This window comes from Thermosporothrix hazakensis, assembly GCF_003253565.1.
In the GTDB taxonomy this organism is placed as follows: Bacteria; Chloroflexota; Ktedonobacteria; order Ktedonobacterales; family Ktedonobacteraceae; genus Thermosporothrix; species Thermosporothrix hazakensis.
In genome coordinates this window covers 16,847-43,562 of record NZ_QKUF01000011.1, presented here as the reverse complement: position 1 = coordinate 43,562, position 26,716 = coordinate 16,847, and the positions used below count along the sequence as shown (strand labels likewise).

At 53.5% G+C, this 26,716-nt stretch carries 27 protein-coding genes, 1 pseudogene and 1 other annotated feature; of the genes and pseudogenes, 12 read left to right on the top strand and 16 right to left on the bottom strand.

Annotation, left to right across the window (positions count from 1 at the left end):
* Positions 1–319 precede the first annotated feature (319 nt).
* Both EI42_RS16325 and EI42_RS16320 read left to right on the top strand, forming a co-directional pair.
* Positions 320–1,030, top strand: a complete 711-nt coding sequence (locus EI42_RS16325; protein WP_111323690.1) for an N-acyl homoserine lactonase family protein — start codon at positions 320–322, stop codon at positions 1,028–1,030.
* 132 nt (positions 1,031–1,162) lie between these two features.
* Positions 1,163–1,360, top strand: a complete 198-nt coding sequence (locus tag EI42_RS16320; RefSeq protein WP_111323689.1) for a hypothetical protein — start codon at positions 1,163–1,165, stop codon at positions 1,358–1,360.
* A 73-nt stretch (positions 1,361–1,433) separates the two neighbouring features.
* Here EI42_RS16320 and EI42_RS31965 read toward each other — a convergent pair whose 3' ends face one another.
* Entirely contained in the window at positions 1,434–1,700 is a 267-nt protein-coding gene (locus EI42_RS31965; RefSeq protein WP_137686418.1) for a hypothetical protein, read from the bottom strand.
* 201 nt (positions 1,701–1,901) lie between these two features.
* Between EI42_RS31965 and EI42_RS16315 the strand changes: the two genes are divergently transcribed.
* The gene (locus EI42_RS16315) at positions 1,902–2,126 is read left to right on the top strand and encodes a hypothetical protein (RefSeq protein WP_111323688.1); all 225 of its coding nucleotides are present in this window, start codon (positions 1,902–1,904) and stop codon (positions 2,124–2,126) included.
* 145 nt (positions 2,127–2,271) lie between these two features.
* Here the strand turns inward: EI42_RS16315 and egtD are convergent, their stop codons facing one another.
* Both egtD and egtB read right to left on the bottom strand, forming a co-directional pair.
* The gene (egtD, locus tag EI42_RS16310; protein WP_170142676.1) at positions 2,272–3,216 is read right to left on the bottom strand and encodes an L-histidine N(alpha)-methyltransferase; all 945 of its coding nucleotides are present in this window, start codon (positions 3,214–3,216) and stop codon (positions 2,272–2,274) included.
* Between the two features lie 28 nt (positions 3,217–3,244).
* Positions 3,245–4,525, bottom strand: a complete 1,281-nt coding sequence (egtB, locus tag EI42_RS16305; RefSeq protein WP_111323686.1) for an ergothioneine biosynthesis protein EgtB — start codon at positions 4,523–4,525, stop codon at positions 3,245–3,247.
* A gap of 540 nt (positions 4,526–5,065) precedes the next feature.
* Between egtB and EI42_RS33335 the strand changes: the two genes are divergently transcribed.
* Both EI42_RS33335 and EI42_RS33330 read left to right on the top strand, forming a co-directional pair.
* Entirely contained in the window at positions 5,066–6,643 is a 1,578-nt protein-coding gene (locus EI42_RS33335) for a PEP/pyruvate-binding domain-containing protein (RefSeq protein WP_211326209.1), read from the top strand.
* Complete coding sequence (locus tag EI42_RS33330; protein ID WP_211326208.1) at positions 6,591–7,727, top strand: PEP-utilizing enzyme; 1,137 nt, start codon at positions 6,591–6,593, stop codon at positions 7,725–7,727. The genes EI42_RS33335 and EI42_RS33330 overlap by 53 nt, the downstream gene beginning before the upstream one ends.
* 312 nt (positions 7,728–8,039) lie before the next feature.
* Here the strand turns inward: EI42_RS33330 and EI42_RS16285 are convergent, their stop codons facing one another.
* A complete protein-coding gene (locus tag EI42_RS16285) occupies positions 8,040–8,552 on the bottom strand; it encodes a hypothetical protein (protein WP_111323683.1) in 513 nt (170 codons plus the stop codon).
* A 15-nt stretch (positions 8,553–8,567) separates the two neighbouring features.
* A complete protein-coding gene (locus EI42_RS32590; RefSeq protein WP_170142681.1) occupies positions 8,568–8,738 on the bottom strand; it encodes a hypothetical protein in 171 nt (56 codons plus the stop codon).
* A 410-nt stretch (positions 8,739–9,148) separates the two neighbouring features.
* Here EI42_RS32590 and EI42_RS16275 point away from each other — a divergent pair.
* Positions 9,149–9,751 (top strand): annotated as a pseudogene (locus tag EI42_RS16275) (GH25 family lysozyme); the annotation flags it as partial.
* A gap of 150 nt (positions 9,752–9,901) precedes the next feature.
* Here the strand turns inward: EI42_RS16275 and EI42_RS33900 are convergent.
* From EI42_RS33900 to EI42_RS16250, 5 genes are all read right to left on the bottom strand, one after another.
* Positions 9,902–10,438, bottom strand: coding sequence for an MOSC domain-containing protein (locus tag EI42_RS33900; RefSeq protein ID WP_111323680.1), 537 nt, complete (start codon positions 10,436–10,438; stop codon positions 9,902–9,904).
* Between the two features lie 168 nt (positions 10,439–10,606).
* Positions 10,607–11,458 carry an isocitrate lyase/PEP mutase family protein gene (locus tag EI42_RS16265; protein WP_170142680.1) on the bottom strand — a complete coding sequence of 284 codons (852 nt, stop codon included), beginning with the start codon at positions 11,456–11,458 and terminating at the stop codon, positions 10,607–10,609.
* Between the two features lie 101 nt (positions 11,459–11,559).
* Complete coding sequence (locus EI42_RS16260) at positions 11,560–12,210, bottom strand: response regulator (RefSeq protein ID WP_111323678.1); 651 nt, start codon at positions 12,208–12,210, stop codon at positions 11,560–11,562.
* A 5-nt stretch (positions 12,211–12,215) separates the two neighbouring features.
* Positions 12,216–13,763, bottom strand: coding sequence for a HAMP domain-containing sensor histidine kinase (locus EI42_RS16255; protein WP_111323677.1), 1,548 nt, complete (start codon positions 13,761–13,763; stop codon positions 12,216–12,218).
* A gap of 69 nt (positions 13,764–13,832) precedes the next feature.
* A complete protein-coding gene (locus EI42_RS16250; protein WP_111323676.1) occupies positions 13,833–14,210 on the bottom strand; it encodes a hypothetical protein in 378 nt (125 codons plus the stop codon).
* Positions 14,211–14,519: 309 nt separating this feature from the next.
* Here EI42_RS16250 and EI42_RS16245 point away from each other — a divergent pair, with 309 nt between their 5' ends.
* Together EI42_RS16245 and EI42_RS16240 are read left to right on the top strand one after the other, a co-directional pair.
* Positions 14,520–14,774 (top strand): SHOCT domain-containing protein, encoded by a 255-nt coding sequence (locus EI42_RS16245; RefSeq protein ID WP_111323675.1) that lies wholly within the window; start codon positions 14,520–14,522, stop codon positions 14,772–14,774.
* A gap of 61 nt (positions 14,775–14,835) precedes the next feature.
* Positions 14,836–15,522, top strand: a complete 687-nt coding sequence (locus tag EI42_RS16240) for a DUF2306 domain-containing protein (RefSeq protein WP_170142679.1) — start codon at positions 14,836–14,838, stop codon at positions 15,520–15,522.
* 76 nt (positions 15,523–15,598) lie between these two features.
* Here EI42_RS16240 and EI42_RS16235 read toward each other — a convergent pair whose 3' ends face one another.
* A complete protein-coding gene (locus tag EI42_RS16235) occupies positions 15,599–16,933 on the bottom strand; it encodes an MFS transporter (protein WP_111323673.1) in 1,335 nt (444 codons plus the stop codon).
* Between the two features lie 436 nt (positions 16,934–17,369).
* On the opposite strand from EI42_RS16235, the gene EI42_RS16230 reads away from it, so the two are divergent.
* On the top strand, positions 17,370–18,596 hold the full coding sequence (locus EI42_RS16230; protein ID WP_111323672.1) for an acyltransferase family protein: 1,227 nt from the start codon (positions 17,370–17,372) through the stop codon (positions 18,594–18,596).
* A gap of 87 nt (positions 18,597–18,683) precedes the next feature.
* Entirely contained in the window at positions 18,684–19,454 is a 771-nt protein-coding gene (locus EI42_RS16225) for an acyl-[acyl-carrier-protein] thioesterase (RefSeq protein ID WP_111323671.1), read from the top strand.
* 87 nt (positions 19,455–19,541) lie between these two features.
* Here EI42_RS16225 and EI42_RS16220 read toward each other — a convergent pair whose 3' ends face one another.
* Together EI42_RS16220 and EI42_RS16215 are read right to left on the bottom strand one after the other, a co-directional pair.
* Positions 19,542–20,105: a PadR family transcriptional regulator gene (locus EI42_RS16220; RefSeq protein WP_137686416.1), complete on the bottom strand. Its 564-nt coding sequence runs from the start codon at positions 20,103–20,105 to the stop codon at positions 19,542–19,544.
* Positions 20,106–20,312: 207 nt separating this feature from the next.
* Positions 20,313–22,070: a proline--tRNA ligase gene (locus EI42_RS16215; RefSeq protein ID WP_111323819.1), complete on the bottom strand. Its 1,758-nt coding sequence runs from the start codon at positions 22,068–22,070 to the stop codon at positions 20,313–20,315.
* Positions 22,071–22,122: 52 nt separating this feature from the next.
* Positions 22,123–22,355: a binding site (T-box leader), on the bottom strand.
* A 107-nt stretch (positions 22,356–22,462) separates the two neighbouring features.
* On the opposite strand from EI42_RS16215, the gene EI42_RS16210 reads away from it, so the two are divergent.
* Together EI42_RS16210 and EI42_RS16205 are read left to right on the top strand one after the other, a co-directional pair.
* A complete protein-coding gene (locus EI42_RS16210; RefSeq protein ID WP_111323669.1) occupies positions 22,463–22,912 on the top strand; it encodes a hypothetical protein in 450 nt (149 codons plus the stop codon).
* 82 nt (positions 22,913–22,994) lie between these two features.
* On the top strand, positions 22,995–24,596 hold the full coding sequence (locus EI42_RS16205) for a Na+/H+ antiporter (RefSeq protein WP_170142678.1): 1,602 nt from the start codon (positions 22,995–22,997) through the stop codon (positions 24,594–24,596).
* Between the two features lie 70 nt (positions 24,597–24,666).
* Here EI42_RS16205 and EI42_RS16200 read toward each other — a convergent pair whose 3' ends face one another.
* From EI42_RS16200 to EI42_RS16190, 3 genes are all read right to left on the bottom strand, one after another.
* Positions 24,667–25,521, bottom strand: coding sequence for an alpha/beta fold hydrolase (locus EI42_RS16200; protein WP_111323667.1), 855 nt, complete (start codon positions 25,519–25,521; stop codon positions 24,667–24,669).
* A gap of 140 nt (positions 25,522–25,661) precedes the next feature.
* A complete protein-coding gene (locus EI42_RS16195; RefSeq protein WP_111323666.1) occupies positions 25,662–26,219 on the bottom strand; it encodes a peroxiredoxin in 558 nt (185 codons plus the stop codon).
* A gap of 148 nt (positions 26,220–26,367) precedes the next feature.
* Positions 26,368–26,643, bottom strand: coding sequence for a hypothetical protein (locus EI42_RS16190; protein ID WP_111323665.1), 276 nt, complete (start codon positions 26,641–26,643; stop codon positions 26,368–26,370).
* Positions 26,644–26,716 lie beyond the last annotated feature (73 nt).

Here is a 26,716-nt window from a genome sequence, read left to right as displayed (position 1 = left end):
GTATATGAACGAATCGATGTACACAAAGCAGCAAACGACCTGGAGAAAATCTATCCGAACAATGAACTTACTATAGAATGAGGGGGCAGGCAACCTGACCCACTATCGACCATTCTTTATATCGGAGGCGCTAGAAATTTCTCTTATGAGAGAGGCTCATAGCAGGCGTACAGGCAGAACGCGCTTTCTTCTTTTTCTATACCCAACCATAGCAGAATTTCGTCTCGCTGTCTATAAAGCATCTCACAGCATTTCTGTCCTGCTTCAGGTATACTTTCTACAGTCTCACAGAGGAGAAAGATCAGAAAGGAAGACGAACATGAACACAACCGCAATTCAGCGTCTCTATCTCTTGCAGGTTGTCACCGGCTCCCACTTCTCGGGTATTGCAAACGCCGTCTGCTATCTGCTCGAAACCATAGATGGCAAGCGCATTCTGATTGACAGCGGGCTTCCTCCCGAGTATTTGCAACATATGCCGGTCGAGGAAGAGAGAAATGTACTGCTCCAATTAGCCGATTTAGGTATACAGCCCGAAGACATCGACATACTTATCTGTACGCATTTTGATGTAGATCATGCAGGCTACCATGATGCTTTTACCCGGGCAGAATGTATCGTCCAGCGCAAGCACTACGAGCAGGCGAAAAGCGGCCACGAGCGCTACGCCCCGGCCCGCGCGCACTGGGATCATCCAGCGCTGCGCTATCGGCTCATTGATGGCGATACAGAACTGCTCCCCGGTTTGACGCTGCTTGAAACCAGCGGACACGCCTACGGGCATCAATCAGTACTTGTACGTCTGCCACAAACGGGCCCCGTCCTGCTTACTATTGATGCCGTCTCATTACAGCGCCTGTTTGTTCCCGACCGGCCTAAGTGGCCTCTTGACGACAACGAAGACCAGTTGCGAGCCAGTACGCAAAAACTCCTTGATTTGGTGGAGCGTGAACAGGTACGACTGGTTATTTTTGGGCATGACGGGCAACAGTGGAAGTCTCTCAAGAAGGCACCGGACTCCTATAACTGAGAGCCTCCCTGAGACCCAGAAACGAGAAAGCAGAATCCCTATTTTCATGAGAAAAACGGTATTGCCCCCGTGACAAAAGGTACCTCATGCGCTACAATGGATATCATAAGGAACAGACTAGAGGAAACAATCATGAAGCAGAAAAGATATCCAAGTTGGATCGTGGAGCGTACTCGCTACTGGCAGCCGACCGGTAGGCAGCGGGTTCACGCGCTCCTGCGCAGCAATCCAAAACTGACCCTGGAGGACGTACGTACCCTTCTGGGGCCTCGCGCACGAGGTTCTGTCCGAACATGGTATCATACCTTCTTCGGCACGCCCGCACAATAAAGCGGGCAAAGCAGGGATGAGAAGCGGCATTTTGTCGTTCACAATCGGCATGTCGGGTATTTTTCCACCTCTTTCACGACAGGCCGCTTCTCTCGTGCGCTTCAACAGGAACAGGCGAACGCGCTATTCGCCTGAGCGGATCCGTATTGTTCTGATTCGGGCTTCTGTTGCATATGATTTCCAGCATCTCAAGCTGTGGATGTGCTGGTTGAGTCAGAACAGCCTGCGTTGCCCGTCCAGCAAGCACAGCGGCACCTGCTTGTTCCCGGATACTGCACTCGCTCTCGACCGGCCTGTATATTGCTCTAGCACCATCATCGGCGCTTCTTTCATTTTTCATTCCTCCTATGATTCAAATCCAATATCTACCACCACTATAGAGCGCTCCCCTGGATGCTTGTATCAGCCAATTAGCATTTTCTGGTCTTTTGGACAGGTGAAGGTATTCGCACCTCTCAAGCTTATGGTTTATACTATAAGGTGCAGAGAAAAAGGGAGAATCGGGAATTTCTATCAGCATTGTGGAGGATAGAGTAACGGAATGCGTCTGGTTTCAGAAGGGCAGCGAATCATTGCCCGCTTTACTGTGCCCTGGGAAATCGCCTTTCTGGCGGAACAGGGGAATGTCTGGATCGGGCTCCACAGGCCTGGTGAGAAGGATCCACTGGGAGCAATTCATGCGCAAACGCACGAAGTGCGCCTCTGGCAAAACACCATAGAGCGACAAGTTGTCGTGCTTGGTGCGCCGCTTTCCCTTCCTGACTGAAAAGGGGAGCAAGCGGCCAATCAGCATCATTGACCTCTTTCACTGCACACCCCCTGTTTCGGGTCGGGCGCATTTTACGAGGAATACACACGCCTTTCGCCCACCGAAAAGAAGCCGGGCAAGCAGAAGCTCCCCGGCCTGCTTGCTAGACGGCTTCAAGAAATTGAATACTGAACCACTCCTGCGGGTCTGTCCAGACCTGCCTGACCCTGAAACCCGCTGACTCGGCCAGCAGAGCGAACTCTTCAAGGGTATACTTGTATGAGTTCTCGGTCCAGATGCTTTCACCACGCTTGAACTCAATGTCCACATCGCCGATACGCACTATCTGATTTTGCAGGCTTACAAGGTGCATTTCGATTCGCCCTTCTCCAGGATTATAGAATGAATAATGGGCAAAACGATCAAGCTGGAAATTTGCATTCAATTCCCGATTCATACGCACCAGCAAATGGCGATTAAAACGCGCCGTGATCTGCTGTCGATCGTTATATGCGGCATGCAACAGGTTGAAATCCTTCTTTAGATCAACCCCGATCAGCAGGCCACCACCCCGGCAGGCCCGAGCGACGTGGCTCAGGAAGTGCCGCGCGGGCTCCGGGTCAAAGTTGCCGATGGTGGAACCGGGAAAATAGGCAACACGACGAGCAACCGGCTTTTGTGGTGTCGGGATCTCAAACTCGCTGGTATAATCGGCGCATACCGGCAGTACCTCCAATTGGGGGTAAGCCGCCACCAGAGCCATTCCAGCCCGCAACAGGAAGACACGCGAGATGTCAATCGGCACATAGCCTGCCGGATCGTGCAGTGCTTCAAGCAACATACGCGTCTTCATACTATTACCGCTTCCATATTCGATCAGCAGGGCTTGCGGACCGATAAGCTCAACCATCTCAGGAAGTTTTTCCTGCATAATCGACATCTCAGTACGTGTGAGGTAATATTCCTCCTGCTCGCAGATTTGCTCGAACAGGCGCGATCCCTCCTCGTCATACAGGTACTTGCTTGGTAGCTCTTTTGGTGACTTCTGAAGCCCCTGCAAGACCTCTTCACGAAAGGTCTGAAGGCGCGGCTCGAAGTCATAGAGCACCAATGAGCCTCTTCTATGTACAGAAATGTTACACCTCCCGTGCGAGTCGAATACCCATAAATTGCCATTGTGCGTTTGCCGGGAAGAAGTTGCGATAGGTCGGGCGGATATGTGAGAGCGAGGTTGCGCAAGAACCGCCGCGCAGCACATATTGATTGCACATAAACTTTCCGTTATACTCTCCGACCGCTCCTGCCGAGGGCCGATAGCCCGGATACGGCGAATAGGAGCTCTGGGTCCACTCCCATACATCCCCATACATCTGCGTCAGCGTGCCTGCTTGCGGTGCGCTCGCCAGCGGAGTCGGATGGAAATGCCCCTGCTCCACAAAATTGCCAGTAACAGGAACGGTACGCGCCGCGACTTCCCATTCAGCCTCGGTCGGGAGCCGTGCGCCCGCCCAACGAGCGTAGGCGTCGGCCTCGAAGTAACTCACATGGCACACGGGTTCAGCCGGATCAACCGCGCGCAGCCCCGAGAGCGTCAGCGCCCACCATTGGCCGTCGCGTTTCTCCCAGTAGAACGGAGCCTGCCATTCCTCTTGCTGCACGGTTGCCCACCCTTCAGAGAGCCAGAGGAGCGGGTTTTCATAGCCACCATCTTCCATAAAAGCCAGATACTCCCCGTTCGTTACCAGACGTGAGGCCAGTTGAAACGCCTGCACATACTGCTTGTGGCGTGGTCCCTCGTTGTCATACGCAAAGCCGTTGCCCTCGTGGCCAATCTCATACACCCCTTCCGGAAACGAGACCCATGCCAGCGATGGAACCTCTGTCACGCCTGGCCTCTTGTATTCGGTGTAGGCGGGGTACAGCGGATTCGAGGCAAACACATGCTTGATATCAGTGAGCATCAATTCCTGATGCTGCTGCTCATGGTTCAGGCCAAGCTGGATCAGCGGTGCAAGCTCGGCCATTTGTGCCTCATCAAGCTGCTGAAGATAAGCCAGCACATGTTCATCTACATAACGCCGATACTCGTAGGTCTCCTTGACCGTCGGGCGCGAGATCAGGCCTCGTTTTGGCCGACAATGGCGCTGCCCGAGCGAGTTGTAATAGGAGTTAAAAAGGTAGGCATATTGGGGATGAAGCGAGCGGTAATTCGCCTGTCGGCTTGCGAGCAAAAACGTTTCCCAGAACCAGGTGACATGAGCAAGATGCCACTTCGTCGGGCTCACATCTGGCATTGACTGAATCACATAATCTTCGGTCTCAAGCGGCTCACAAAGGGACTCAGTGAAGCGACGCACTCGCTGATACTGGTCGATCAGGCTGCGCGGCTCAATGAGCTCCTGCTTGAAAGAAGTCATGTTGTTCCTCCTGGCACGCTTTCTTGCTTGCGTGAAATCACATGAAAGCGATGCCTCTTCTACTGGATAGAAACTGATGCTACGACAAACGCTCAAAATGATGTCTTTATCTCTCCCATCCGCCCAGGAGCATTTCTGAGCACAAAGGCACCATGTTTCATTGCTCAATCACACACCTATCAACATTTATACCATAAAGAGGCGCGTTTTGTCTATTTCCACAGAATAAATGTTCTTTTTCATCTTTTTATCCATCATAACTATATAGCAGCCCCAGAAAAAAGAGGATAGCTCGCGCTGCCGCTCCCCTTCTTGCTCACCCAATGGAGCATTTACATGCTGATCGAGCGGCTCAAGCGGAAACAATAAAATACATTTCGCGATACATAGTAGATATAGAACATATTTTTCGAGCGTAGGGCATCATTGCACCTATCCGAAAGGGTAGACGTACAGCGCATTCTCGTTGTATACTATAATTATTAATTAATCAGTCAATTATATTAAGAGAGAAAAAACCGAACCTTCAAAGGAGCCACGATGACCAATTCGCTACTTCTTCCTTTTACAGCCAGTTCCTCTATTGAGCGTACTGGCGGGAAAGCCTATAATCTAAGCGAGCTCACGCGGGCGGGGTTTCCGGTTCCTCCCGGCTTCACCATCACAACCGATGCCTACCTGCTGATAACGCAACAGCTCGACCTTGCGCCGCTGCTGGACGAGCTTGAGCAGACAAAAGAGCCCGAGCGCCTGGCCGAACTTGCCGCTCGCATGCGGGCACGGATTCATGAGGCTCCGATCCCGAAAGAGCTGGAGCAGACCATCATACAGGCATATCGACAGCTTGGCCCCTCGCAGCCGGTGGCGGTGCGCTCCTCTGCAACCTCCGAAGACCTGCCGTTTGCCAGCTTTGCCGGTCAGCAGGATACCTACCTGAACATCGTCGGCGAAGCTGCTGTGCTGGATGCCGTACGGCGTTGTTGGGCTTCCCTCTGGACTGAGCGAGCGGTCAGCTACCGAGCAAAAAATGGCATTGATCCGCATACGGTGCGGCTTGCCGTCGTGGTGCAACGGTTAATTGATTCTCGGGTCGCAGGCGTGCTCTTCACCGCCAACCCGCTGACCGGGAAACGTCGACAGGCCGTCATTGACGCCAGCCCTGGCCTGGGCGAAGCTGTGGTATCAGGCGCGGTCAACCCCGATCATTTCGTCGTCGATACCCTTGCAGGGCGGATTCTTGAGCGCCATATTGGCGAGAAGCAGCTACAGATCCGCGCCACAGCAGGTGGCGGCACGGAACGCGTCGCGCTATCTTCAGCGAATGAGGCCTGCGTGAGCGATGAACAGATCAGAGAGCTGGCGCGGCTCGGGCAGCGCGTCGAACAGCATTACGGAGCACCGCAGGACATCGAATGGTCTATCGACGTGCAGGGAAAGCTCTGGCTGCTTCAGGCACGACCGATTACCACGCTCTATCCTCTGCCCGCCGATGCACCGGACAGCGACGACAAGCTACGCGTGTACTTTTCGCTCAACGTTGTACAGGGCGTATTTCGGCCCTTTACGCCCCTGGGAAGCTCGCTTCTGAAGCGGGTAGGCACAGCGATTGCGACCTTTCTCGGCATGCCGCCAGCCACACCCGAGCCCACGTTTCTCAAAGATGCTGGAATGCGCCTCTTTCTGGATATGACAACGCCGCTCAGGAACGTGGTTGCCCGTCAACTCCTGATCGCGTTGATGGGCAGCGCAGAAAGCCGAACGCAACCCATCTTCAAGCAGCTCGTGCAGGACAAGCGGCTCTCACTCACGCGCACCTCACGCGGCGCCTCGCTGCTCTTCACGCTTCGTATCCTGTTACGACTTCGTCTCCCGTCTCGCATCCTGCGGGGAATGTTGCGACCAGAGCAGGCCGTACAGATGCGTGCCACCCTGCTCGCAGAGCTTGAACGCACGCTTCAGGTACCCGCTTCATGCGACCGCAGCCCAACGGCTCGCCAGCATAGAGGCCTGCTTCGCCAGAACGCCCCAATACATCGAGCGCATCATTCCATTTCTCGGCGCGGGTATGCTCTCAATGCTGCTGACAAACAAACTGCTGAAAGGGCTTGCCACCGCTGACGAGCTGCAACAGGTCATGCGCAGCTTGCCTCTCAACGTCACGACCGAGATGGACCTGACCCTCTGGACGCTGGCACAGAAGTTCGCCCGGGACAATGAGATACGTCAACTGCTCCTGCATGAGAGCTCCGCCCGGCTGGCCCAACGCTATCATGAAGGGACACTTCCGCACCTCGTACAAAGCGAGCTTCAGACCTTCCTTCACCAGTACGGACAACGTGGCATCGCTGAGATCGATGCCGGCCTGCCGCGCTGGTCCGAAAAGCCTGAACCCATTTTTGATATTCTGGCAAACTTTCTCGGACACACACAACCGGAACAGGCCCCCGATATCCAGTTCAAGCGAGGCACCAGAGAAGCCGAAGAGAAGATCAGAACGCTGATCCGTCGCGCCCGCCATAAGAGCTGGCTGAGAGGAAAGGCCGTCGCTTTTGCCCTCCACCGCATGCGTCTGCTACTTGGCTTGCGCGAGTTGCCAAAATTCACTATCGTCTCGCTGCTGGCCTTTGCACGCGCTCAACTCTGGCCTATTGGTAGGGAGCTTGCAGCCATACATCACCTGGAAACCCCCGAAGACATCTTCTTCCTGACGCTTCCAGAGGTGCATGAGGCCCTTGCAGGAAAGGACTTTCGCGAGCAAGTCCGCGAACGGCGGGCAACCTATGCGTTCGAGCTGCGCCGGAAACATGTTCCACGCGTTCTACTCTCGGATGGCACCGAGCCAGAGGCACGATCCATCCCGCCTGATGCTCAAGGAACGATCACGCTTCACGGCATCGCGGCTTCGCCCGGCCACCTTACCGGCACAGCACGTGTGATCCTGGACCCGACCAACGCCCGCCTTGAGCAGGGTGAGATCCTTGTAGCTCCCTCAACCGATCCCGGCTGGACACCGCTGTTTCTCACGGCGGGTGCGCTGGTCATGGAAATGGGCGGTCCAATGTCACACGGAGCTGTCGTAGCCCGCGAGTACGGCATTCCGGCAGTTGTCGGCGTTCCCGGTGCAACCGAGACCATCGCCACCGGCCAGACGATCACCGTCGATGGCTTTACAGGCACTGTAAGCATCACCCCTGAAAGCTAGACGACAGGCGATCCCGATACATCCTATTCAGTTTTCGAGGTCTCCCGAGCGGCTGGTATGCAGGGTCAATCGGCCTGCATCCAGCGCTCGATAGATTTATAACAATGTAGCTATCTTTCTTCCCTTCCTATCTCAACTCCCTGTCAACTGTGTTCAAAAGCGTCGAAATCGCTTGTTCTGAGAGCGGCTGCCCCTGTTGATAATCCAGCAGAGAAATGGGCGTAATTCTCGCCGTACTGAAGATTATTTCATGCGTTTCATTAGGTTCGATAGAAATCGCATAAAAAGGTTTTGTATAAGTACCAAGAAATTTCATAGCCGTGCATAACTGTTTAATCCCATCCAGCTTTTACCATTTTTGTCTGATTTTGCCTCAATAATACCGAACTGATTCTGAAAGCAGATCGCAATATCAATATCAAGTTGCCCGTTCAATCCTTTGACTCCCAGCATGACTTCATACCCGTGAGCCCGCAGCGCTTCAGCAAGTACACCCTCAAAATGAGCGCCATCTTTCTTCGGGTCAGGACCACATTCCTCCCATTTGCCGGGACCCAGGTAGAGGTTAAACACATCCTCCAGATGAAGATAGCTTCCCTCCAGTGGCTGCTTGTGCGAGATCAGCCTGTGATCCTCCCACGTATGATAATAAAAGTTATATTGTTTCCCCTCGCTTTCAAGATAGACCATCGGCGATCGATACTTTTCCGCAAGCAGTGTCGCGGCCAGCGCCATAATCTTTGTACCACCAGTCGCGTTAAACAGAAATTCATGCTCATCAAATGGGCTCAATGCATGAGCGATATCTTGAATAATCGTTTCCACGTTATAAGCATCAGTCTACAAGCCAAGAACTTTTGTCTCCATTTCAAGTGTCGACTTCAGATTGTGATACTGCTTCTCTGTCCTATCCGAATAGACAAGGAGAAGCTGATCAGGGCGATATACCTTCACCGGAAAAAAGTTCGGGAGCGTCTGTCCACCAACCAGAGCAATCATCGTCACAGCCATAAGAGTGGGTCCATCCTTTCCAGGTACTTGAAGTCACAGCATCAGGAGACCAGCAAACAGGGTACACACGTTGGGATGATATTTTTATGCATGCCTATACATCGGCAAAGACAGTATAACATAGCTCAGTCTGAAAGAACATCAAATTTATAAAACAGGGAAAAAAGTTCTATTTGATGATATTGGCTAAGCTTGGCTTAACAATTGTGGAAATAGAAAGCAAGCAACAAGCCAGAAAAGCATCATTCCTCGATTGTTTGTTGAACATCATTCCCTCGATAGTCCTCTTTATGATATTGTTGAGTAATACAAAAGTTTCTTTTTATGAAAGAGGGTATATAGAAAGCGCATATTCAACGACATGGAAATAGCTTACAGCATATGGTGGAACCGAAAGAGAGGATCTATTTTTGAGCAAAAAATCAAGGCTTCAAAAGCTCGCGAAGAAGTGGAAACTGATTACACTTTTTCTCGTTCTGGCGCTACTGGCGGCGCTGCTCACTACCGTATTTACCGAAAAATTCTGGCCGAACACCCTGTTCGCTTCAGCATATCCGGTTCAGGGGCTCGACGTTTCAAGCTATCAAAAAGAGGTCGATTGGAAGACAGTCGCTCAAAGCAATGCCTACTCGTTTGTCTTTATTAAAGCCACCGAAGGAAAAAATTATAAGGATGCCTACTTCGCAACAAACTGGCGTGAAACGAAGGCTCACGGCCTGCTCCGAGGTGCGTATCACTTCTATCGGGAGAATCGAACCGCAGCCGAGCAAGCCGCAAACTTTATCAGTATGGTTCCTCGGGAAAAGGGGATGTTGCCCCCGGTCATCGACCTCGAAGTATCGGGGCAGGATCATGATGCGCCCCTGCTCGAGCTTCGACTATTACTGCATTTGCTAGAAGAGCACTACCAGATCAAGCCAATCATCTACACTGATGCCGAGCGGTACAGGGAGTATGTCAGGGGTAATTTTGATGAGTACACCATCTGGTATCGTGATATATTTCTACCTGTTCAGATTACGGGTGCTCGCTGGTCATTCTGGCAATATTGTAGCCGTTGTCATATCGCTGATATCGTGGGGTCGTGTCGATCTGAACACCTTTGCCGGAACAAAAGAGCAGCTTCACAGGTTGACCCTCTGAGCTGCTCCCAACTCCCTTACCTAGTTGTTTGCTGCTTCTTGAGCCGTCAGAACGCGCACCGCATCACCAGGACGAACCCACCCGCTTCGCAGAATGCGCGCCAGGACGCCTGCATTGAAGCGGGTGCGCCCCTCATCCTTCCGCACAACAGCCTGCAATAGACGCGGATCGATCCCATTCAACTGATGGCAGGGATTGCGCACTTCAGTAATCTCAATCAGCGCCTCACCGATCTCAAGCTGCGTTCCGACGGGGAGCTGCATCACGGCAATCTGATCTAGCGTGAGATTCTCACCCATCATGCCCGGCGCAAGCCGGATATCCTGGCTCGCAAGATCATCAAGAATCGAGGTATCGGTCAGCAAGACTTGACGTTGATTCGGCCGCGTGGGGAACTTTCGGGCAAGGAAGCGGTGACGCACAAAGCGACCGGCATGATAATCGCCCTCGACACCCCACCCTTCTAGCAGATGAATAGACTCTACAACTGGCTTCGGAAGCCCGGGCTGAGGATTACGGCAAACGGCAACAACAGTCCCACGGTTATTTGCAGGCATGGTAGTTCTTGTCCTTTCTGAGTATATGTCAAAAACACGTCATGCCTACTTCCTGGTAGACCCCCGTTGCCACACCTTTGGAGCTGGTTAGTATAGTGTAGCATATTCCGAGCATTCCATCAACACTGCTTACAGGCGCATTCAGCAATATCCAGCATTTTTGGCTTCTCATACATCTTTTGGATACGGGAGTTTCTTGAACTGTTCATTGGGCAACATATGCAGGCTCATTTGCTCGTATGTTCCCTGCTGAATCAATTCCTCGGATACCCGGGCAAGCGACCCAAGTGCAACCTTCATCAACTCACCACCAAAGCTCACCCGTGCGACTCCCATCGCTTCCAGAGCGGATAGCGAAGGCATTCCCGGGCTGGCAAGAATATTCACTGGAAATGGACAATCCTTCACAATATGGGCTATTTCGCCAGGATCCCTCATTAAAATGGGGTAGACGCTATCCGCACCGGCTTCATAATAGAGCCGCGCCCGCCGCACTGTCTCCTCAAAGCGCTCTTCACCTGTCATTGTGCCAGACACGTATGTATCAACTCGTGCGTTGATGACAAGATGTAGCCCGAGAGAACGACCAAGCTCACGAATCGCCCGAATACGCTCCTGCTGTACCTGCGGATCCACCAGCCCCACTGCTAAGCGCTTGCTGGAATCCTCAAAATTGATACCTACAGCGCCTGCCTGTACGATAGCCTGTACTGTTTGCAGGATCTCATCCAGAGAATCACCATACCCGGCTTCAATATCGACTGTCAGCGGACAGGAGAGCACTCGCGTTATGCGCTCAACCGTCTCGCAGAGCAGCTCGCGCGGTATATGCTCTCCATCCGCATAGCCGTAGGCCGCCGCTACCCCTGAACTGGTCGTCGCAACCGCTCGGAAGCCCTTCTGCTCAAACAGCCGGGCACTTGCCACATCCCAGGCATTCGGCAGGACCAGCAATGGCGGCTCCACATGCCACCGCCGAAACTGCTCTGCTCGTTCTTTCTGCTCATGAGAAACTAGCATATACATCTCCCCTTCTTCATAATGATGAGAAGAGCGTACCAGAAAAGAATGAGCGTTCACAAGAGCCAATAACACGTATTCCATAGAGGCCATTTCGCCTTTTATAGCTCCATCAAGCCCTGTCGCCATGCCAGAACCGCCGCCTGCGTACGATCTTCGATATGCAGCTTATTCAGAATATTGCTGACATGTCCTTTCACCGTTTTTTCGCTTATCACCAGTTTTTCCGCAATTGCTGTGTTAGAAAACCCCTCCGCGATCAGGCGTAACACATCAAGCTCACGCTCGGTCAGATCAACAAAGACAGGCGGCACGGCACGCCGAGCCTCGCGAACCTCTTGAATCACGCGGTTCGCCACCTGAGAATGCAGCACTGATTCCCCATGTGCAGCCTTGCGAATGATCTCCGCAAGCTCGGTCGAGCGAATATCTTTCAGCGTGTAGGATGTCGCACCGGCCCGCAATGCAGGAAAAATATCCTCATCATCGTGGTACGAGGTCAGGACAACGACGTTCGTACTGGGACTGATCCGCTTTATCTGCCTGGTTGCTTCAATGCCGTTCATCCCTGGCAGCATCAGATCCATCAGCACAACGTCCGGCACGATATCCTGAACCAGCCGGATAGCCTCTTCGCCGGTCGACGCCTCACCCACAATATGGAGATCCTTCTGTACCTCAAGAAAAGCCCGAACGCCCTGCCGCACAACGCTATGATCATCGACCAGCAGCACCGTAATACGATTCGTCATTATTTTTAACCATCCTTTCTCACACGCTCTCCGACCATACGCCGGGCCGTGATCGTCGTCCCCTGCTGCTCGGAGCTCTCAATTGTTAACATTCCGCCAAGCGCGTTCATTCGCTCACGCATCGAGGCCAGTCCAACGCCTTGAGAAGTGCGTTGAGCATCAAAACCTCGCCCGTTATCTGTCAACGTCAACGACCAGCCCTCGCTCTCACAGGCAAGCTGCATGCTGACCTCGGTCGCTTGACTGTGCCGCGCCACATTTGCCAGCGCCTCCTGTGCAATTCTGAACAGCGCCTCTTCCTCTTCTGGTGAAAAAGTACAATTCATCGGCAGTTGAATCTTTACAGGAATAGAATGTTGTCGACTCCATGAGGACACATATTGACGCAACGCCTCAAGAAATGGTCGATGTTGTAGTGCAGATGGGCGCATCGCTTTAATCAGGGCCGTGAGCTCCTGGCGCGCCTGATACGCCAGATTATCGGCTTCCAACAGGTAGCGACGCAGCGGGTTTTCGCTCTCTTCAAGCAGCGCCAGGCCTGCCCCCAGTTGCATCGAGACAGCGAAGAGATGCTGCTTGACGCTATCATGCAATTCACGCGCTATATGGGTCCGCTCCTCAAGACGGGCGTTTCGCTCTGTCAGACGGCGCTGAATTTCCAGGCTCTGCACCAACTGGTCAGCCATGTGGTTGAAACCGGCCTCCAGATCACCCAGTTCGTCGTGATGCTGCACCTGGAGCCGTTCCTGATAGTATCCCTGCGCGAAGCGCTCGGCTGCTTGAGCCAGTCGTTGAATGCGCCGAATCAGCCCGCGCGTTGATATCACACCAAACAGCAAGCCAAAAGGCGTAATAATCAGAAGCGTCACAGCCGCAAACTCAAACCAGCTAAAGAAGAGAAAATGCAGAAATGGCCCATGCACGGCAGGTAACGCGGAGATAAAAACAGCCCCGATCACCTTCCCGAGCCGCTTCACAGGCAGAGCAACCCGAGGTTCCCTGCCCTCTTCTGTCACCACAATTCGGCTGACCGTACGTCCTTGAAGTGCCTCGCGAATCATCGCTTCATAGGGATTTCCAGAAATAGTCTTTCCTTCTGTACACTGCTGCATATCAGAACAGGCCAAAATTTTCCCATTGGTGGATACAAGCGTCACAGCAATCTGGCCGCTCAGGCTGTAAGATGAGCGATGACGAGGCGTCTCCTCGTTCTCCTCTTTCAACATCTCCCAATCCGACTCATCTACAAATGCTGTAATATCCAGTGAGCCGGGCTGTCCTTGCTGGAATGTGCTCTGCTCAGAAAGGGTATCTCCATCGGCCTGAGAAGCCGCAACAAGGGCATAGAGGCGAGCCATTTTTTCCGTTCGCGAGAGGGCTTTAGAATCCAGCGCGCTGGTGTTATGGAGCACCTCAAAAATGATACCACCCACTATGGTGAGGAGCACCGACATAATCGAAACTGTCACTACTATATAGGAGAGCGCCATGCGCGCCCGTAAGCCCGAGAGGCGCAGGCAGCCGCGCCGTTTTTGTCTGGAAGTTCCTGTCATATATGTAACCCGCCCCTATTCCTCCACAAGAGGACTACGTGAAATTGAGTATCTAGTGTTTAGCTTGTACTACGAACAAGACGTACAATCTGTTTGAAGAAGGGCCATTTTTAGCATGTGTATTGAGTGTTCAAGCCATACTTGTTCTGCATTCAGCAATATTTGAATATGGTTCAGCAACAATTCCTGCACTATTTCAGGTGCTTCGGCATGTCTTGCCCGCCACTCCTCAAGCCACTCACCCAAACGAAGCATCAGCGCATGCCGCTCCTGTAGTACGCTCAGCGCCTCTCCTGGCTTGAGCGTCGTAAGAAAAGACAGCCCCGGGTCAACCATTGATGGATGCAAAGGATCTCCGCACTGCGCTCCAAACAGAGACAGGAAGCGCCTCCGCTCGTCAGGGAGCATTGCAGGCGGACAAAGACATATGACCTGCCAGAGATGCATACTGTACTCCTTTCCATCCTGAGTATAGCGCATTGAAGAGCGGAAGAAGACCGTCTACAGGTGGGATGTGCTCCTTCTTCAGTCGCATGTTCGATGAAAATGGAAGAATGCCGACTCGGGACGGGGGTATCCCCATCTGAAGACCGATCCGAATTCCTCTTTTTACGCATATACTATCCACATCAGCGGTGAAGTAGAAACAAGGTTCACCAAAATCATGCAGGCAATTACTTCACTGCTGAGCAATATATGGCTTATGAGTATACGTAAAAGTATGGGTCAATCTCCATAGAAGAGAGGAGCAATTGTATGCATTGCGGTTTTGGTCCCTGGGCATTTATGCCATTCATCTGGTTCCTTTTCCTGGCCGGACTTGTCGGGTTTCTGATCTTCCGCGCAGCCATCCGCAATCGAGCGGCATTCTTCAACATGCAACAGAACCATCCAGCACGCGTTTCAGCGCTGGAAATTCTCCGGCAACGCTATGCACGGGGCGAAATCGATGGTACTACCTTTGATATCATGCGTGAACGCCTTGAAGGATCAATTCACCCCAAAGAATAGAAGATTGGACGGAGAGGGCGCTTTGTCCTCTCCGTTTGATTCCAGACATCGAGAGGTATCTATGTCCGTAAAAAAAGCTGGAGCCTGGTGGTGGATTATTGCCATTTTTGCTTTTATTGCCGCTTCGTTCCTTGCAGAACCATACGCACTTTTCAATCCTGCGCTCAGTCGCCTGGAACTCAATCCAGCATTTCCGCTGCATTATCCCTTGCTTGTCGCTCATGTACTGCTCGCTGCAGTTGCACAAATAATCGGACCATTTCAGTTCCTTAACGGCCTGCGAGCTCGACGTCCGCAACTGCATCGCTTGCTCGGTCGCATATACCTGCTCTGCATCCTGCTTGGCAGCATTAGCGCTGTTGCTATCATCATCGTTTCTCTGTCCAGTTTTGAGCGTCGAGCAGGCTTTGCGGTTCTGGCAATTCTGTGGCTCCTCAGTGCTGGACAGGCTTATAGAGCCATCCGACAGCGTCGTATTCAGGATCACCGTACCTGGATGATTCGCAACTATGCGATTACGCTGGTTGCGGCAATGGCACGCGTGATGAGCGTGTTCAGCGTGTTGCTCCTGTTACCGCAACGTAACACGACCTTTGCGGGACATTTTGATCTTCTGCTTGCACAGGCAATGGAAACCGGCTTCTGGATTGCACTTGTACTCAATATTCTATTTGCCGAGTGGTTGATTCTCTCACGTCGCAAGCGGCTAGACAGGCAACAGGCCACAGAAGCCCGAGAGGTGGCATAAAAGAAAGCAGCCCTGAGTGTCAGGACTGCTTTCTTGCTTCCAGAGCGGAATCATGCTCGATAAAGAGAGCAGGCAATCAATCTCCCGGGGCAGTTTCGGGCGAGAGCTGTGTTCCATCTCGCTCCCCCGTTTCGATGAAATCTACGCCATGCGCCTCACGCCCGATTGCCGCCAGAATAATGACCGCCAGGAACGCGCCAAGCGAGAAGATAGACAGCGCCATCGTGAAGTTCGGATTCTTGGCCGTTCCGAAGTAATCGTAGGCCATCAACGTTTCAATGAAGACAATCCAGGACGCAAACAGGTTGCCTAGCTGATAGGCAAAACCCGGGAACGTGCCCCGCACATCGGTCGGCGAAAGCTCGTTCAAATGGACTGGAACCACTCCCCAGGCTCCTTGAACCATAAACTGCAAGAGGAATGCACCTATAGGCAACGAGATCAGCGGGTTGAGCCCGGGAATCATCAGCAGGCCGGACCAGAGCGGGATCATGATCACGCCAATGATACAGGAAACCAGAATCGCCCGCCGTCTTCCCCAGAATTGCGAGTAATGGCCGAAGAGCGTTCCACCAATAATCGCACCACAGTTCGCAATGGCTGTCAGAATAGTCGTTTGGGTCACGTTATACTTCCATTGCCCCTGCAAGAAAGTCGGGTACATGTCCTGCGTGCCATGCGACAAACAGTTGAAGGCAGTCATAAGAATAATCAGATACAGGAAGAGCCAGGGCCGGCGCGCGACAGCCGTGATCATGCCCTGCCAGACACTCACGCCGCGCTCGCGATGTACCATCTGTTGATGCTCCCAGACAGGCGACTCCTTCACGCCAAGCCGGATAAACACAACAACCAGCGCCGGAAGTGCCCCGATGGCAAACATGACGCGCCAGGTATTGAATGGAGCCGGGAAAACATTGTAGACCAACGCAAATACCAGCGCCCCAAGCAGATAGCCGACCGCGTATCCCTGTTGCAGAATACCCGAAAACAGGCCTCGCGCCTCTTTGGGCAGCGATTCCATTGCGAGCGAAGCCCCAATGCCCCATTCACCACCCATCGCAATCCCAAAGAGAATACGCAAAATGAAGAAGAATGTATAACTGGGTGAAAATGCGGTCAGCAATTCCAGGAAGGAATAGAACACAATGTCGATCATCAATGGGAGCCTGCGCCCGAACCGTTCGGCCAGCAGCCCGAAGATGAGCGCACCTACAGGACGCAACATCAATGTTAACGTCAGGGTGAACGAGATCGCTGGAGGCGAAACGCCCAGATCATGGGAGACCTGAATGACAACAAAGGTGAGCAAGAAGTAATCAAATGCATCAAGCGTCCAACCCAGGAAGCTCGCCAGAAAGGCGTTTCGCTGTGAGCGATTCAGCGAGGTAAAAATGCGCCATGCATTCATAGGTAACTCCTTTCAGCACCCGCTTCTCCCGCATCCCCACAGAAGCGGAAGAAGGGTCCTACCCATTACAGTGAGTTACAGAGGATACCTTTATCATACCACTTTATCGCTATTTATCGCATTGCTTTTTACTCCGAAAGAGATAGATCTACTCCATAAGCAGACAGATAGAAGAACGTTGTCTACTCCTTTTTCATACCACTATAGGATACAGGCAATAGAAATCATAGGATGCGCACTATACATGCACCACAATCCTGAGTATCTCACCTCCGCAGATATGGGAACGGACTTTGTTTCTATGTGCGACACATTGTGACAATTTGGACACATTTTCCCTGCTTTTTGGACGCACTTTCTCAGCATCTGCCTGATATCATTGCATCCATAGACAACAAAAAGAGCTATTAAAAACTACTTAATAAAGGGAATATAAATGAAAAACGGAAATGCAAAATCATCAGGGAGAATCTACTTTTTTGACTGGCTTCGTGCAATCGCTTTTCTCGCAGTTGTGTCCATTCATTGCATTCAAATGTTCGGCGACCTCTACAAGCCATTTGGCAGCACTCCACTGGGAAACGGCGTACGCTGGTTGAGCCTGAATGGCTTCACCTATTGGAGTATGGCGCTGTTCTTCCTGCTGGCCGGCGCAAGTAGCTGGTTCGCCCTCAAACGCAGAACAGCCGGAGCGTTCATCAAAGAACGGTTTCAGCGCCTGCTCGTTCCGTTTGGTATTGGCTTTGTCCTGCTCGTCCCGCTTCAGGCCTATTTCGACATGATCAGCAACCAGTTGTACAACGGTTCCCTGCTTGCCTTCTACCCGTATTTCCTGGGTGACATTCTGCGGGGAAATCTGGGCCTCATCACCGGCTACATTCATCATCTCTGGTTCATTGTTTATCTGTTTGGCTTCTCGCTGCTCACGCTTCCACTCTGCCTGTATCTGCGCGGCGCCGGACAACGCTGGCTAAACCGAATAAGTAACCTGAGCACTACGCCTGCTGGTTTGTTTGCTCTGGCTCTTCCGCTGCTCTTGATCGAATGTGGCCTGCGCACCGCCTTCCCGCAATATTGTAGCCTGACTGATGCTCTTTCGTGGACACTCTACTATATGTATGGATTTATCCTGTTCGCCAGCCCACGCCCCCGACAGATGATCCAGAAGACAGAATTGCTCACAACAGGCCTCACCGTAGCTGGCAGCATAGCGCTGATCTGTCTGTGGAAACTGGGTGGGGCCCAGGTACAGACCGCGTATACACCTGGCTATATGCTCTTCCGCAGCCTGTGCGGCCTGACGCTCTGGTGTAGCCTTCTGATGACCCTGGCACTCGGAGACCGCTTCCTTAACCGGTCGAACAGCTTTTTGCAGTATAGCTGTAAAGCCTCGTTCCCGTGGTATCTGGTTCACTTTCCGCTTGTTGTGATCCTGGCATATTGCTTGCTACCGCTTCACATGGGCTTTCTCGTCACCTTCGCGCTCCTTATCACTGGTTCATTGCTGCTCACCCTGCTCGTGTCTGACCTCCTGCTCCTTCAAGCAAGTGGCACCCGGGCCATTCTCGCGGCACAAGCGGCTGTTCGGCAGACACAGCTTGCCCGGCAGGCAACGATCAAGCTTCAGCCCCTTACACTGAGAACACAACCGCTCTCCTTGTAGTCACAGGCCGCCCGCAACCACGTGGGCGGCTTCCTCAAAAACTGCTACAATACAGATTGAGAGGAATGTTTGACACAAGGAGACGATATGAAACGGTATTTTACCCGTGCGCACACGGTTCGTTACGACGAATGCGATTGTAACACGCTCCTGACACCAACCGCATTCGTCCGGTATATGCAGGATATCGCATCACAAGACGTAGAAGATGCACAACTACCAGGTGAAGGCCACTGGCTCGTCAAGCGCACACTGATCGACTTCGCCGCACCCATCCCCATTCACACCCGGCTTGAACTCAAAACTTTCGGCATCTCATTCAAGCGCATCACCTCTCAACGCGGCTATGAAGCCCGCCTGGCAGACAGCCCCCACAGTGAGCCCCTGATCTCAGCGCGCACCCTCTGGGTCTACATCGATGCCCGGGGTAAACCGGCCCGCATCCCCGAGGAAATCGTGCGCGTCTGGCTTCCAGATGGGCCTGAAGCGCCCTTGTCTGATCCTCCTTTTCCCGCGCCACCCGAGCGAACACCCGAAACGTCAACCACCACCGTGCGCTTCTCGGATATCGATCTGATGCACCATATGAACAATGCTGCCGTGGTCGAGGCGCTGGACAATGCCGCCTGGGAAATGTATGCTCGACATGGCATCAGACCCGATACGACGCGCTTTGAGCCTCTGCATTACGATATCGAATATATGGAAAGTCCGGCCTTCGGCGATTCGCTCAACATCCAGAGCTGGCTTGAACCGGCAGACGAGCAGATAGTCACACTGCACCAGCAGATCGTGCGCGAGGGCAAGGTGATGGCTCGCGCCTGCTCGCAATGGAAGCGCTTCGACAAGAGATCCTAGTTTTCGCGAAACCAGAAAAGAAGAGGCAGCCCGCTCACTGCCTCTTCCGTCCATACAAGCAACGCAAACAACGAAAAACGAGAATATCTACTTTTCCTGCTGTTGCAGCTCTTGTTCAAATTGTTCGATCATCCAGCGACACCACGTCACATATTCGCGCTCATAGGCCACGCCGACACGCACCGTCGCATAGTCGCCGAAACGCGGGTCCGAGGGTTTCGGTATACCTTTCTCCTCGATTCTCTGTTGAATCCCCGCAAAGATAGCGAGCCGCTCACTGTGCCATCGCAACTGGCGGCGATAAAATGCAAGCGCCTGCTGCGGCTCTGTCAGCCAGATGGAATAGGTCTTTAAGAGCAGCTCGTTCCGCTCAGCAGCAGGCATCGGAGGCATGACAAGCCACGCTTTGAGTGCCTCCCGTCCTGCTTCAGTGATCGTGTAGAGCTTCTTGGCGGGACGCTGCTTCTGCTCTATCAGCCGGTGCGTCACATATCCTAGCTCCTCCAGATGAGCAAGCTCAGGATAGATTCGACTGTGCTGTGTTTTCCAGAAAAAATCGATAGCATTCTTCATCCATTGCGCAATATCGTAGCCCGAAAGAGATTCACGGGCCAGAAGGGCAAGAATGGCATACCCCGATGTTGACAACACAGAACGTTCCTCCCTTCTATGTCTCGTAGTACATACGTCAGGGAAGACATATTCTTCACAAGTGCCACACTCTCGAGCACGCCGATCACCCTTGATTGCACCCTCAATTTGAGTTATAGTACCGACAGAGATGGGCGTCACTTTTGAGGAGATCCTGAAGTCCTCACAGCCAACGCGCTCCACGGTTGTGTGGCCTATCTGTGACGCTCAACTCTCCGTCTCATGCAACCTCTTCTGCACGAGATCACGTATTGTTCTCGCCGCTTCATCTAACGCTATAATCTTTCCTTCCTTTTCATGCCGCCACTTGAGCTCAACGCCGCCATTTTTCAATGAGCGCTTGCTTACCACCACACGCAGAGGCACACCTATCAGGTCGGCGTCGTTCAGCTTCACGCCCGGGCTCTCAATGCGATCGTCGAAGAGCGTCTCCACTCCCTCCGCCTGCAAGTCTGCATACAGCCGCTCGGCTGCCGTCCGCGTCGTCTCTTTGTCCATATCAAAGCCGACCAGCGCCACATGATACGGTGCCACACGCAACGGCCATACAAGCCCTTTCTCATCACTCCTCTGCTCAACGAGCGCTGCCAGAATCCGGCTGACTCCGATGCCATAGCAGCCCATGAGCAGCGGCCTGGACGTGCCATCTGCCGCAAGAAAGGTCGCATGAAACACGTCGGAATAGCGCGTGCCAAGCTTGAAGATATGGCCTACCTCGCAGCCACGCACCATATGGAGCGAACCGCCGCAACGCGCACAGGAAGCGCCGTCATATGCTGAGGCAATGTCATCAAGGATCGCAACGCGAAAATCACGAGGATAGTTTACATGCGTAACATGATAATCAATACGATTCGCGCCTGCGACGAAGTTCCGGCCCTGTGTGATCGAGTGGTCGGCTACAATCAGAATCGAGTCATCTTTGTCCAGAGGCGAGGTGAAGCCCGCCACAATGCCGCTTCGTGCCAGCTCTTCAGGCGTAGCAAGATGCAGATCAGAGACATCAAGCTTCGCCCGCGTCAACACATTGGTTAATTTGACCTCGTTCAGCTCCAGATCACCCCGCAGCACCGCTATCACGCTTCGGCCCCCGGCAGTGTAACAGACACATTTCAGCGTCCGCTCCTCCGGCACATGCAGGAACTCAGCCAGCTCGGCGATTGTCTTTACCCCGGGTGTATAGACCTCTTCAAGCGCTTCCAGAGCCTCATCAGTGCCTACCGGATCGCGCACAAACTCGGCCTTCTCTCGATTCGCCGCATACCCACACTGATCGCAGATCAGCGCGTCATCCTCGCCTGCCTCAATTGGCACAAAGAATTCCTGCGAGTCCTTGCCACCAATGGCGCCGCTGTCGGCATCGACCAGGAGAAAGCGCAATCCGCATCGCTCTAAAGCCGCCTGACACGCCTCACGCACCACGCGATAGCTTTCGTCCATGCTCTCAGGATCAGCATCAAAGGTATAGAGATCGAGCATCACAAACTCGCGGGTACGCAGCAGCCCCCCACGCGGCCTTCGTTGGTCACGAAAGCGAATATGAACCTGAAACGGGCGTTGTGGTAGATCACGGTAACTGGTAATGAATTCGGACGCAAGCAGCGTAATCACCTCTTCGTGGGTCGCTCCGAGCACCAGATCACGGCCCTTGCGATCCTGCAAACTGAACAACTCCGCTCCATACGCCTCGGCACGCGAAAGACCACCATTCAGCGGCGGCTGCTCCCAGAGCTCGCGCGGCTGTAGTATCGGCAACATTACTTCCTGACCTCCAGCTCTTTCCAGCTCGGAGCGCAGTAGATCGGCGATCTTGCGCAACACGCGATTACCCAGAGGGAGAAAGCTATAAACGCCCGCTGCGAGCTGCCTGATAAAACCCGCTCGCACCAGCAGCTCATAATTGCGCCCTTCCGAGTCACGCGGCGCTTCTCGTAGCGTCCGGGTAAACAGATGAGATAGTCGCATGGTGTTCTCCTTCTTCTGAAGCGCGCCAAAATAAAAAAAGCCCCGTCCCTCCATGAAGGACGAGTTTTCCCGTGGTACCACCTTCGTTCAGATTGTGCATTACAACACAATCCACTCATTACGGTCAATAGCATAACCGTTCCTCTGCGCTAACGGGGAGGCTCCGGTCAGCTCTTCGCTGACGCTCTCAGGTGGGTTCAACGTGATTTCGTCTACCGGCTTTCACTCTCTCCGGCTCGCTGACAGACGGTCCTCACGCCTACTATTCCTGATCGGCGCGTTTACACTGTATCGTTTCTTCTTCCCAGAATACATGATTTTTATGCAGGTTGTCAAGCCCCCATTTCTGGCGATATGATAGAGCCAGTAACAGCAAAAGGAGGTCAGTATCTATGTTTGGCTGGCGATTCTGGAGCCTTTCGGCGCTCTATGCCCTCGGGGCAGCGCTTCTCATCGGCATTCCCACCGTATTGATTCCGAACGCGTTTTTCGTGCGCATGACGCCGAGCGGGACGCTGGACTATGGTATCTGGCTGCTTTCCGCGCTGCTGATCGGGCCACTACTGGCAACACTCTACCCGACGCCGCCTCAGCAGCCCAAAGAGCGCACCGGCACCCTGCGGACACTGTTCGGCTTTCTGCTTTCGTTCTTCTCGGTCGGTTGCCCGATCTGTAATAAAATCGTCGTCCTGCTGCTTGGCATGAGCGGCGCCATGACCCTGTTCGATCCACTGCGCCCCTTGCTCGGGCTCGCGGCGCTGCTCCTGCTGGCAACAACGTTGTATCTCAGAATCCGCGTTCTGCGTCTCGGTTGTCGCCTTCCTGCACCTCGAATCCAGTAGGTATACTGAATAGAGAATCCCCGGAAGCTCCTTCACACCAGGCGAGCAGTCAGCGCTTCGGGGAAACGAGAGGTGGCAGCTTTTGGTACATGAAACCGTCGTTCTGAGTTTTATTTTGCTGTCCGTGATTGTGGCGCTGGCGATTCTGGCGACGCGGCTGCGCATTCCATACCCGATCCTGCTGGTGATCGGGGGGATACTGCTCGGCTTTTTACCCGATTTGCCGGATATCCATCTCGATCCGAACCTGATCTTTGTTGCCTTCCTCCCTCCTCTTATCTTTACTTCAGCCTGGTTTACGTCCTGGCGCGATTTTCGTGAATCACTACGCCCGATTCTCTTGCAGGCGGTCGGGCTCGTTCTGCTGACCATGTTGCTTGTTGCCTGGGTGCTCCATACCATTCATCCCGATCTTCCCTGGTCGGTTGCTTTTATCCTCGGCGCGGTCGTCTCGCCGACTGACACCGTCGCAGCAGGGACCGTCATAAAGAACTTCCGCCTGCCGCACCGCCTGACGGCCGTGATTGAAGGCGAGAGTCTGGTCAACGACGCCACGGCGCTTGTTGCCTACCGCTTCGCTCTGGCTGCGGCTCTCAGTGGGACCTTCTCGCCAGGTGCGGCGGCACTCCAATTTGTCCTTGTCAGCGTGGGGGGCGTGCTGATCGGACTGATTATCGCGTGGCCCGTCACCTGGCTCTACCAGCGCATCGACGACGCAACCAGTGAGATCGTTATTTCGCTGCTCACTCCCTATGCGGCTTACCTCTTCGCGGAAGCGCTCCAGCTCTCCGGCGTGCTCTCGTGCGTGGCTGCCGGGCTCTTCCTGGGACAGCGCTCCGCGACGCTGCTTTCGGCCAATACGCGCCTGCAAGCCGGGGCCTTCTGGAACGTGGCGGTGTTCCTGCTCAACGGCTTTATTTTCATGCTGATCGGGTTGCAGCTCCCCGATATCATTGCGGCACTCTCGGGGATGCCCTTCCTGACGCTGCTGGGGCATGCGGTGCTGATCTGTCTGGCTGTGATCGTGATTCGCCTGATCTGGTGCGTTGCCAGTACCGCCATTGCGAAAATGCTCAGCCGGTTGATCCCCTCATTTCAGCCTATCACGCGCTGGCGCTCGGCTCTGCTGATCGGTTGGTCGGGCATGAGAGGCGGCATCTCACTTGCAACGGCGCTCTCGATCCCCCTGACGCTCCCCAATGGCGCCGCTTTTCCCGGGCGCGATGTCGTGATCTTCCTGACCTTCAGCGTGATTCTGGCAACACTCGAGCTACAGGGACTCACGCTTTCACCGCTGATACGCCTGTTACACCTCGGCGAAAAGCATGCGTCCGGCAATGAATACCGGGTTGCCGTGCGCACGATTCTCGAGGCCGCGCTTCAACGCATTGAAGAGCTTCAGAACGAGGAATGGGTCCCGAAAGATGTTGCGATGGCGCTCCACAGGCGCTACGAGAAGCGAATACAGGATCTGCGTCTGTTTCGCTATAAATGGAAAGGTTCTCAACCATCACTTGAACGGCCCAAAGCGATAGGCCGCTTCTATTATGAAATTCTGCATGCCAAGCGTCTCGCAGCAATCGATCTACGCGATAGTGGATCGATCAGCGATGAGATCTTTCATGCAATTGAACATGATATCGATCTGGAAGAAGCACAATTCCATCGGGGAAAGATGCCATAACAAGCGAGGGTTCGAGAAAAGAGAGAAGAGCCTGTACGCGAAATATCCATACAGACTCTTTGCATCATTCCTACATCCCTACAAGTGGAGCCAGAAAACGCGCGACAGCGGCATTAAAAGCAACCGGGTGCTCGTGATGAACCCAGTGACCACATCCATCAATCACCAGAAGTTCCCCCTGTGGAGCCAGATGAGCGGCCTTTTCAGCGTATTCTCGTGGCACCAGCTTATCCTTTTCACCATGAATAAACAGCGCCGGACACTGCAGCTTCGGCAGATGAGGCATATGGTAGGTTTTCGGCCCTTTCCAGCGCGTTTCATCAATCACCCAATCAGGAAACAGCGTCTTTCGATTCTTGACTTCCTGATGCACCTCATCCACAATCGTGTCAAAATTGGGTACCTCCGACTCAAACAGGTAATGCCGCACAATGAAGCGAATCGTCTCCCGGCTGGCTACAGCAGTTCCCAGACGCGAGGCCAGCGGCGTGCGCAGCAGGAGCGAATTCAAATGCTCACGCTTCTCATGCTCCAGCAGCCCGACGCAGCTCCCGAGCACCAGCCGCGTGACCCGCTCAGGATGTTTCAGCGCGAAACCAAGCGCCACGCTACTCCCTATCGACATGCCCACGAGTGCCACCTGCTTCAATCCCCAGACATCAAGCAGGCGCTCAAGACAGTCTTCAAGCGCGGCCTGCGTTGCACGCCCACGATACGGAATGCTCTTTCCCTGTCCCGGCCAGTCAGGGGCCTGTTCCTGATAAGCGACCGCAAGCACGGGGAACAGCCGTTTCCAGCACAATAACGCGTTGTCCATACCCCCATGAAGCAATACAACAGGCGGGCCGTGCTGACTCGCTTCATAATAATGCACTGGCCCGTCGGACAGCTCTACAAGCCCTTCAACGAGGAGAATCGTAGTCATCGTTGTGCTCCCTTCTCAGCACTATTCCACACGGCACAGGTTGTTCGCTCTACCATTTCTACAGGGAGTATTTTCACAATAACATATCATACGCTGAAAGGAAAGCTCGACTATTCCTCGTTTCCAGTAAAGCTGTCGTATTATCGTTGCGCCAACCAGGCAAGCACCTCATTGACATGCTTATCAGGCGGAAAGATCGGATAAAACACCTTGATAATCTTGCCGCTTTCCACGATCAATGTCAGGCGTTTGACCAGCGTCATGCCCTCAACGGTGAATGTGGGCAGGCGGAGCGCCTGTACGAATGTCAGATGCTCATCACTGAGCAGCGAAAATGGCAGGTGCAGACGCTCGACAAGCTCCTGCTGCACCTCAGGCGTTTGCGTGCTGAAACCAAACACCCGGGCATCGAACTGCTGGAGTTCCTGAAAATGGTCACGAAACGAGCAGGCTTGTGGCGTACAACCACGCGCTCCCGGGATCAGATCCCATCCCTCTGGATTGGGCACGCCGGGCCTCCCTGTGCGCGGAAAGCAGTATAGAACGGTTAATCCGGGCAATGAGGCAACATCGATCATCTCGCCTGTTGTGGCAAGCAACGGGACCGATGGCAGTTCAATTCCCGGCAGATGGCGACAGGCCCCGTCATCCTCGGGTACCGGTAAGTTATCAGGCAATACATACACATTTTCTACCATAGTGGCTACCTCCTTCTACCGCTTTAGTGTACAGGATACAGAACCAGCCCAAAAGAGCCAATAGCGCTCACGAGAAGCAGGCCAAAGGGGAAAAAGGCGCGGGCTCATCCAGAGGTACCGCGCCTCCACAAACATGAGGGGACGATTGTCATTCGTGTATTTCTGCAATTACAGAGGGGGTGAGCGAACGAACATTGACGTTCACCAACCCGAGTCGAATATAGATCCGGGCTAAGATGTCATCGGTCCGGTCGCGTCCAATGCATTGATCCAGTTGCAGCACACACTGCGCGATCCGCTGATTGCACCGTCTGATCGTGCGTGCATGCTCAGGGGTGACTCCATCTCGAAGCAACTGTCGAATCCGCTTGCACTCTTTTCTTATCTGTCTGCGCAAATACTCATATCTTTCCTGTTCCTTCATTCTTTCACTCCTCTTCACACACCATTGTATGGCTTGCGCATCTACACAACCATGCTGCATCACCGCAACAGAG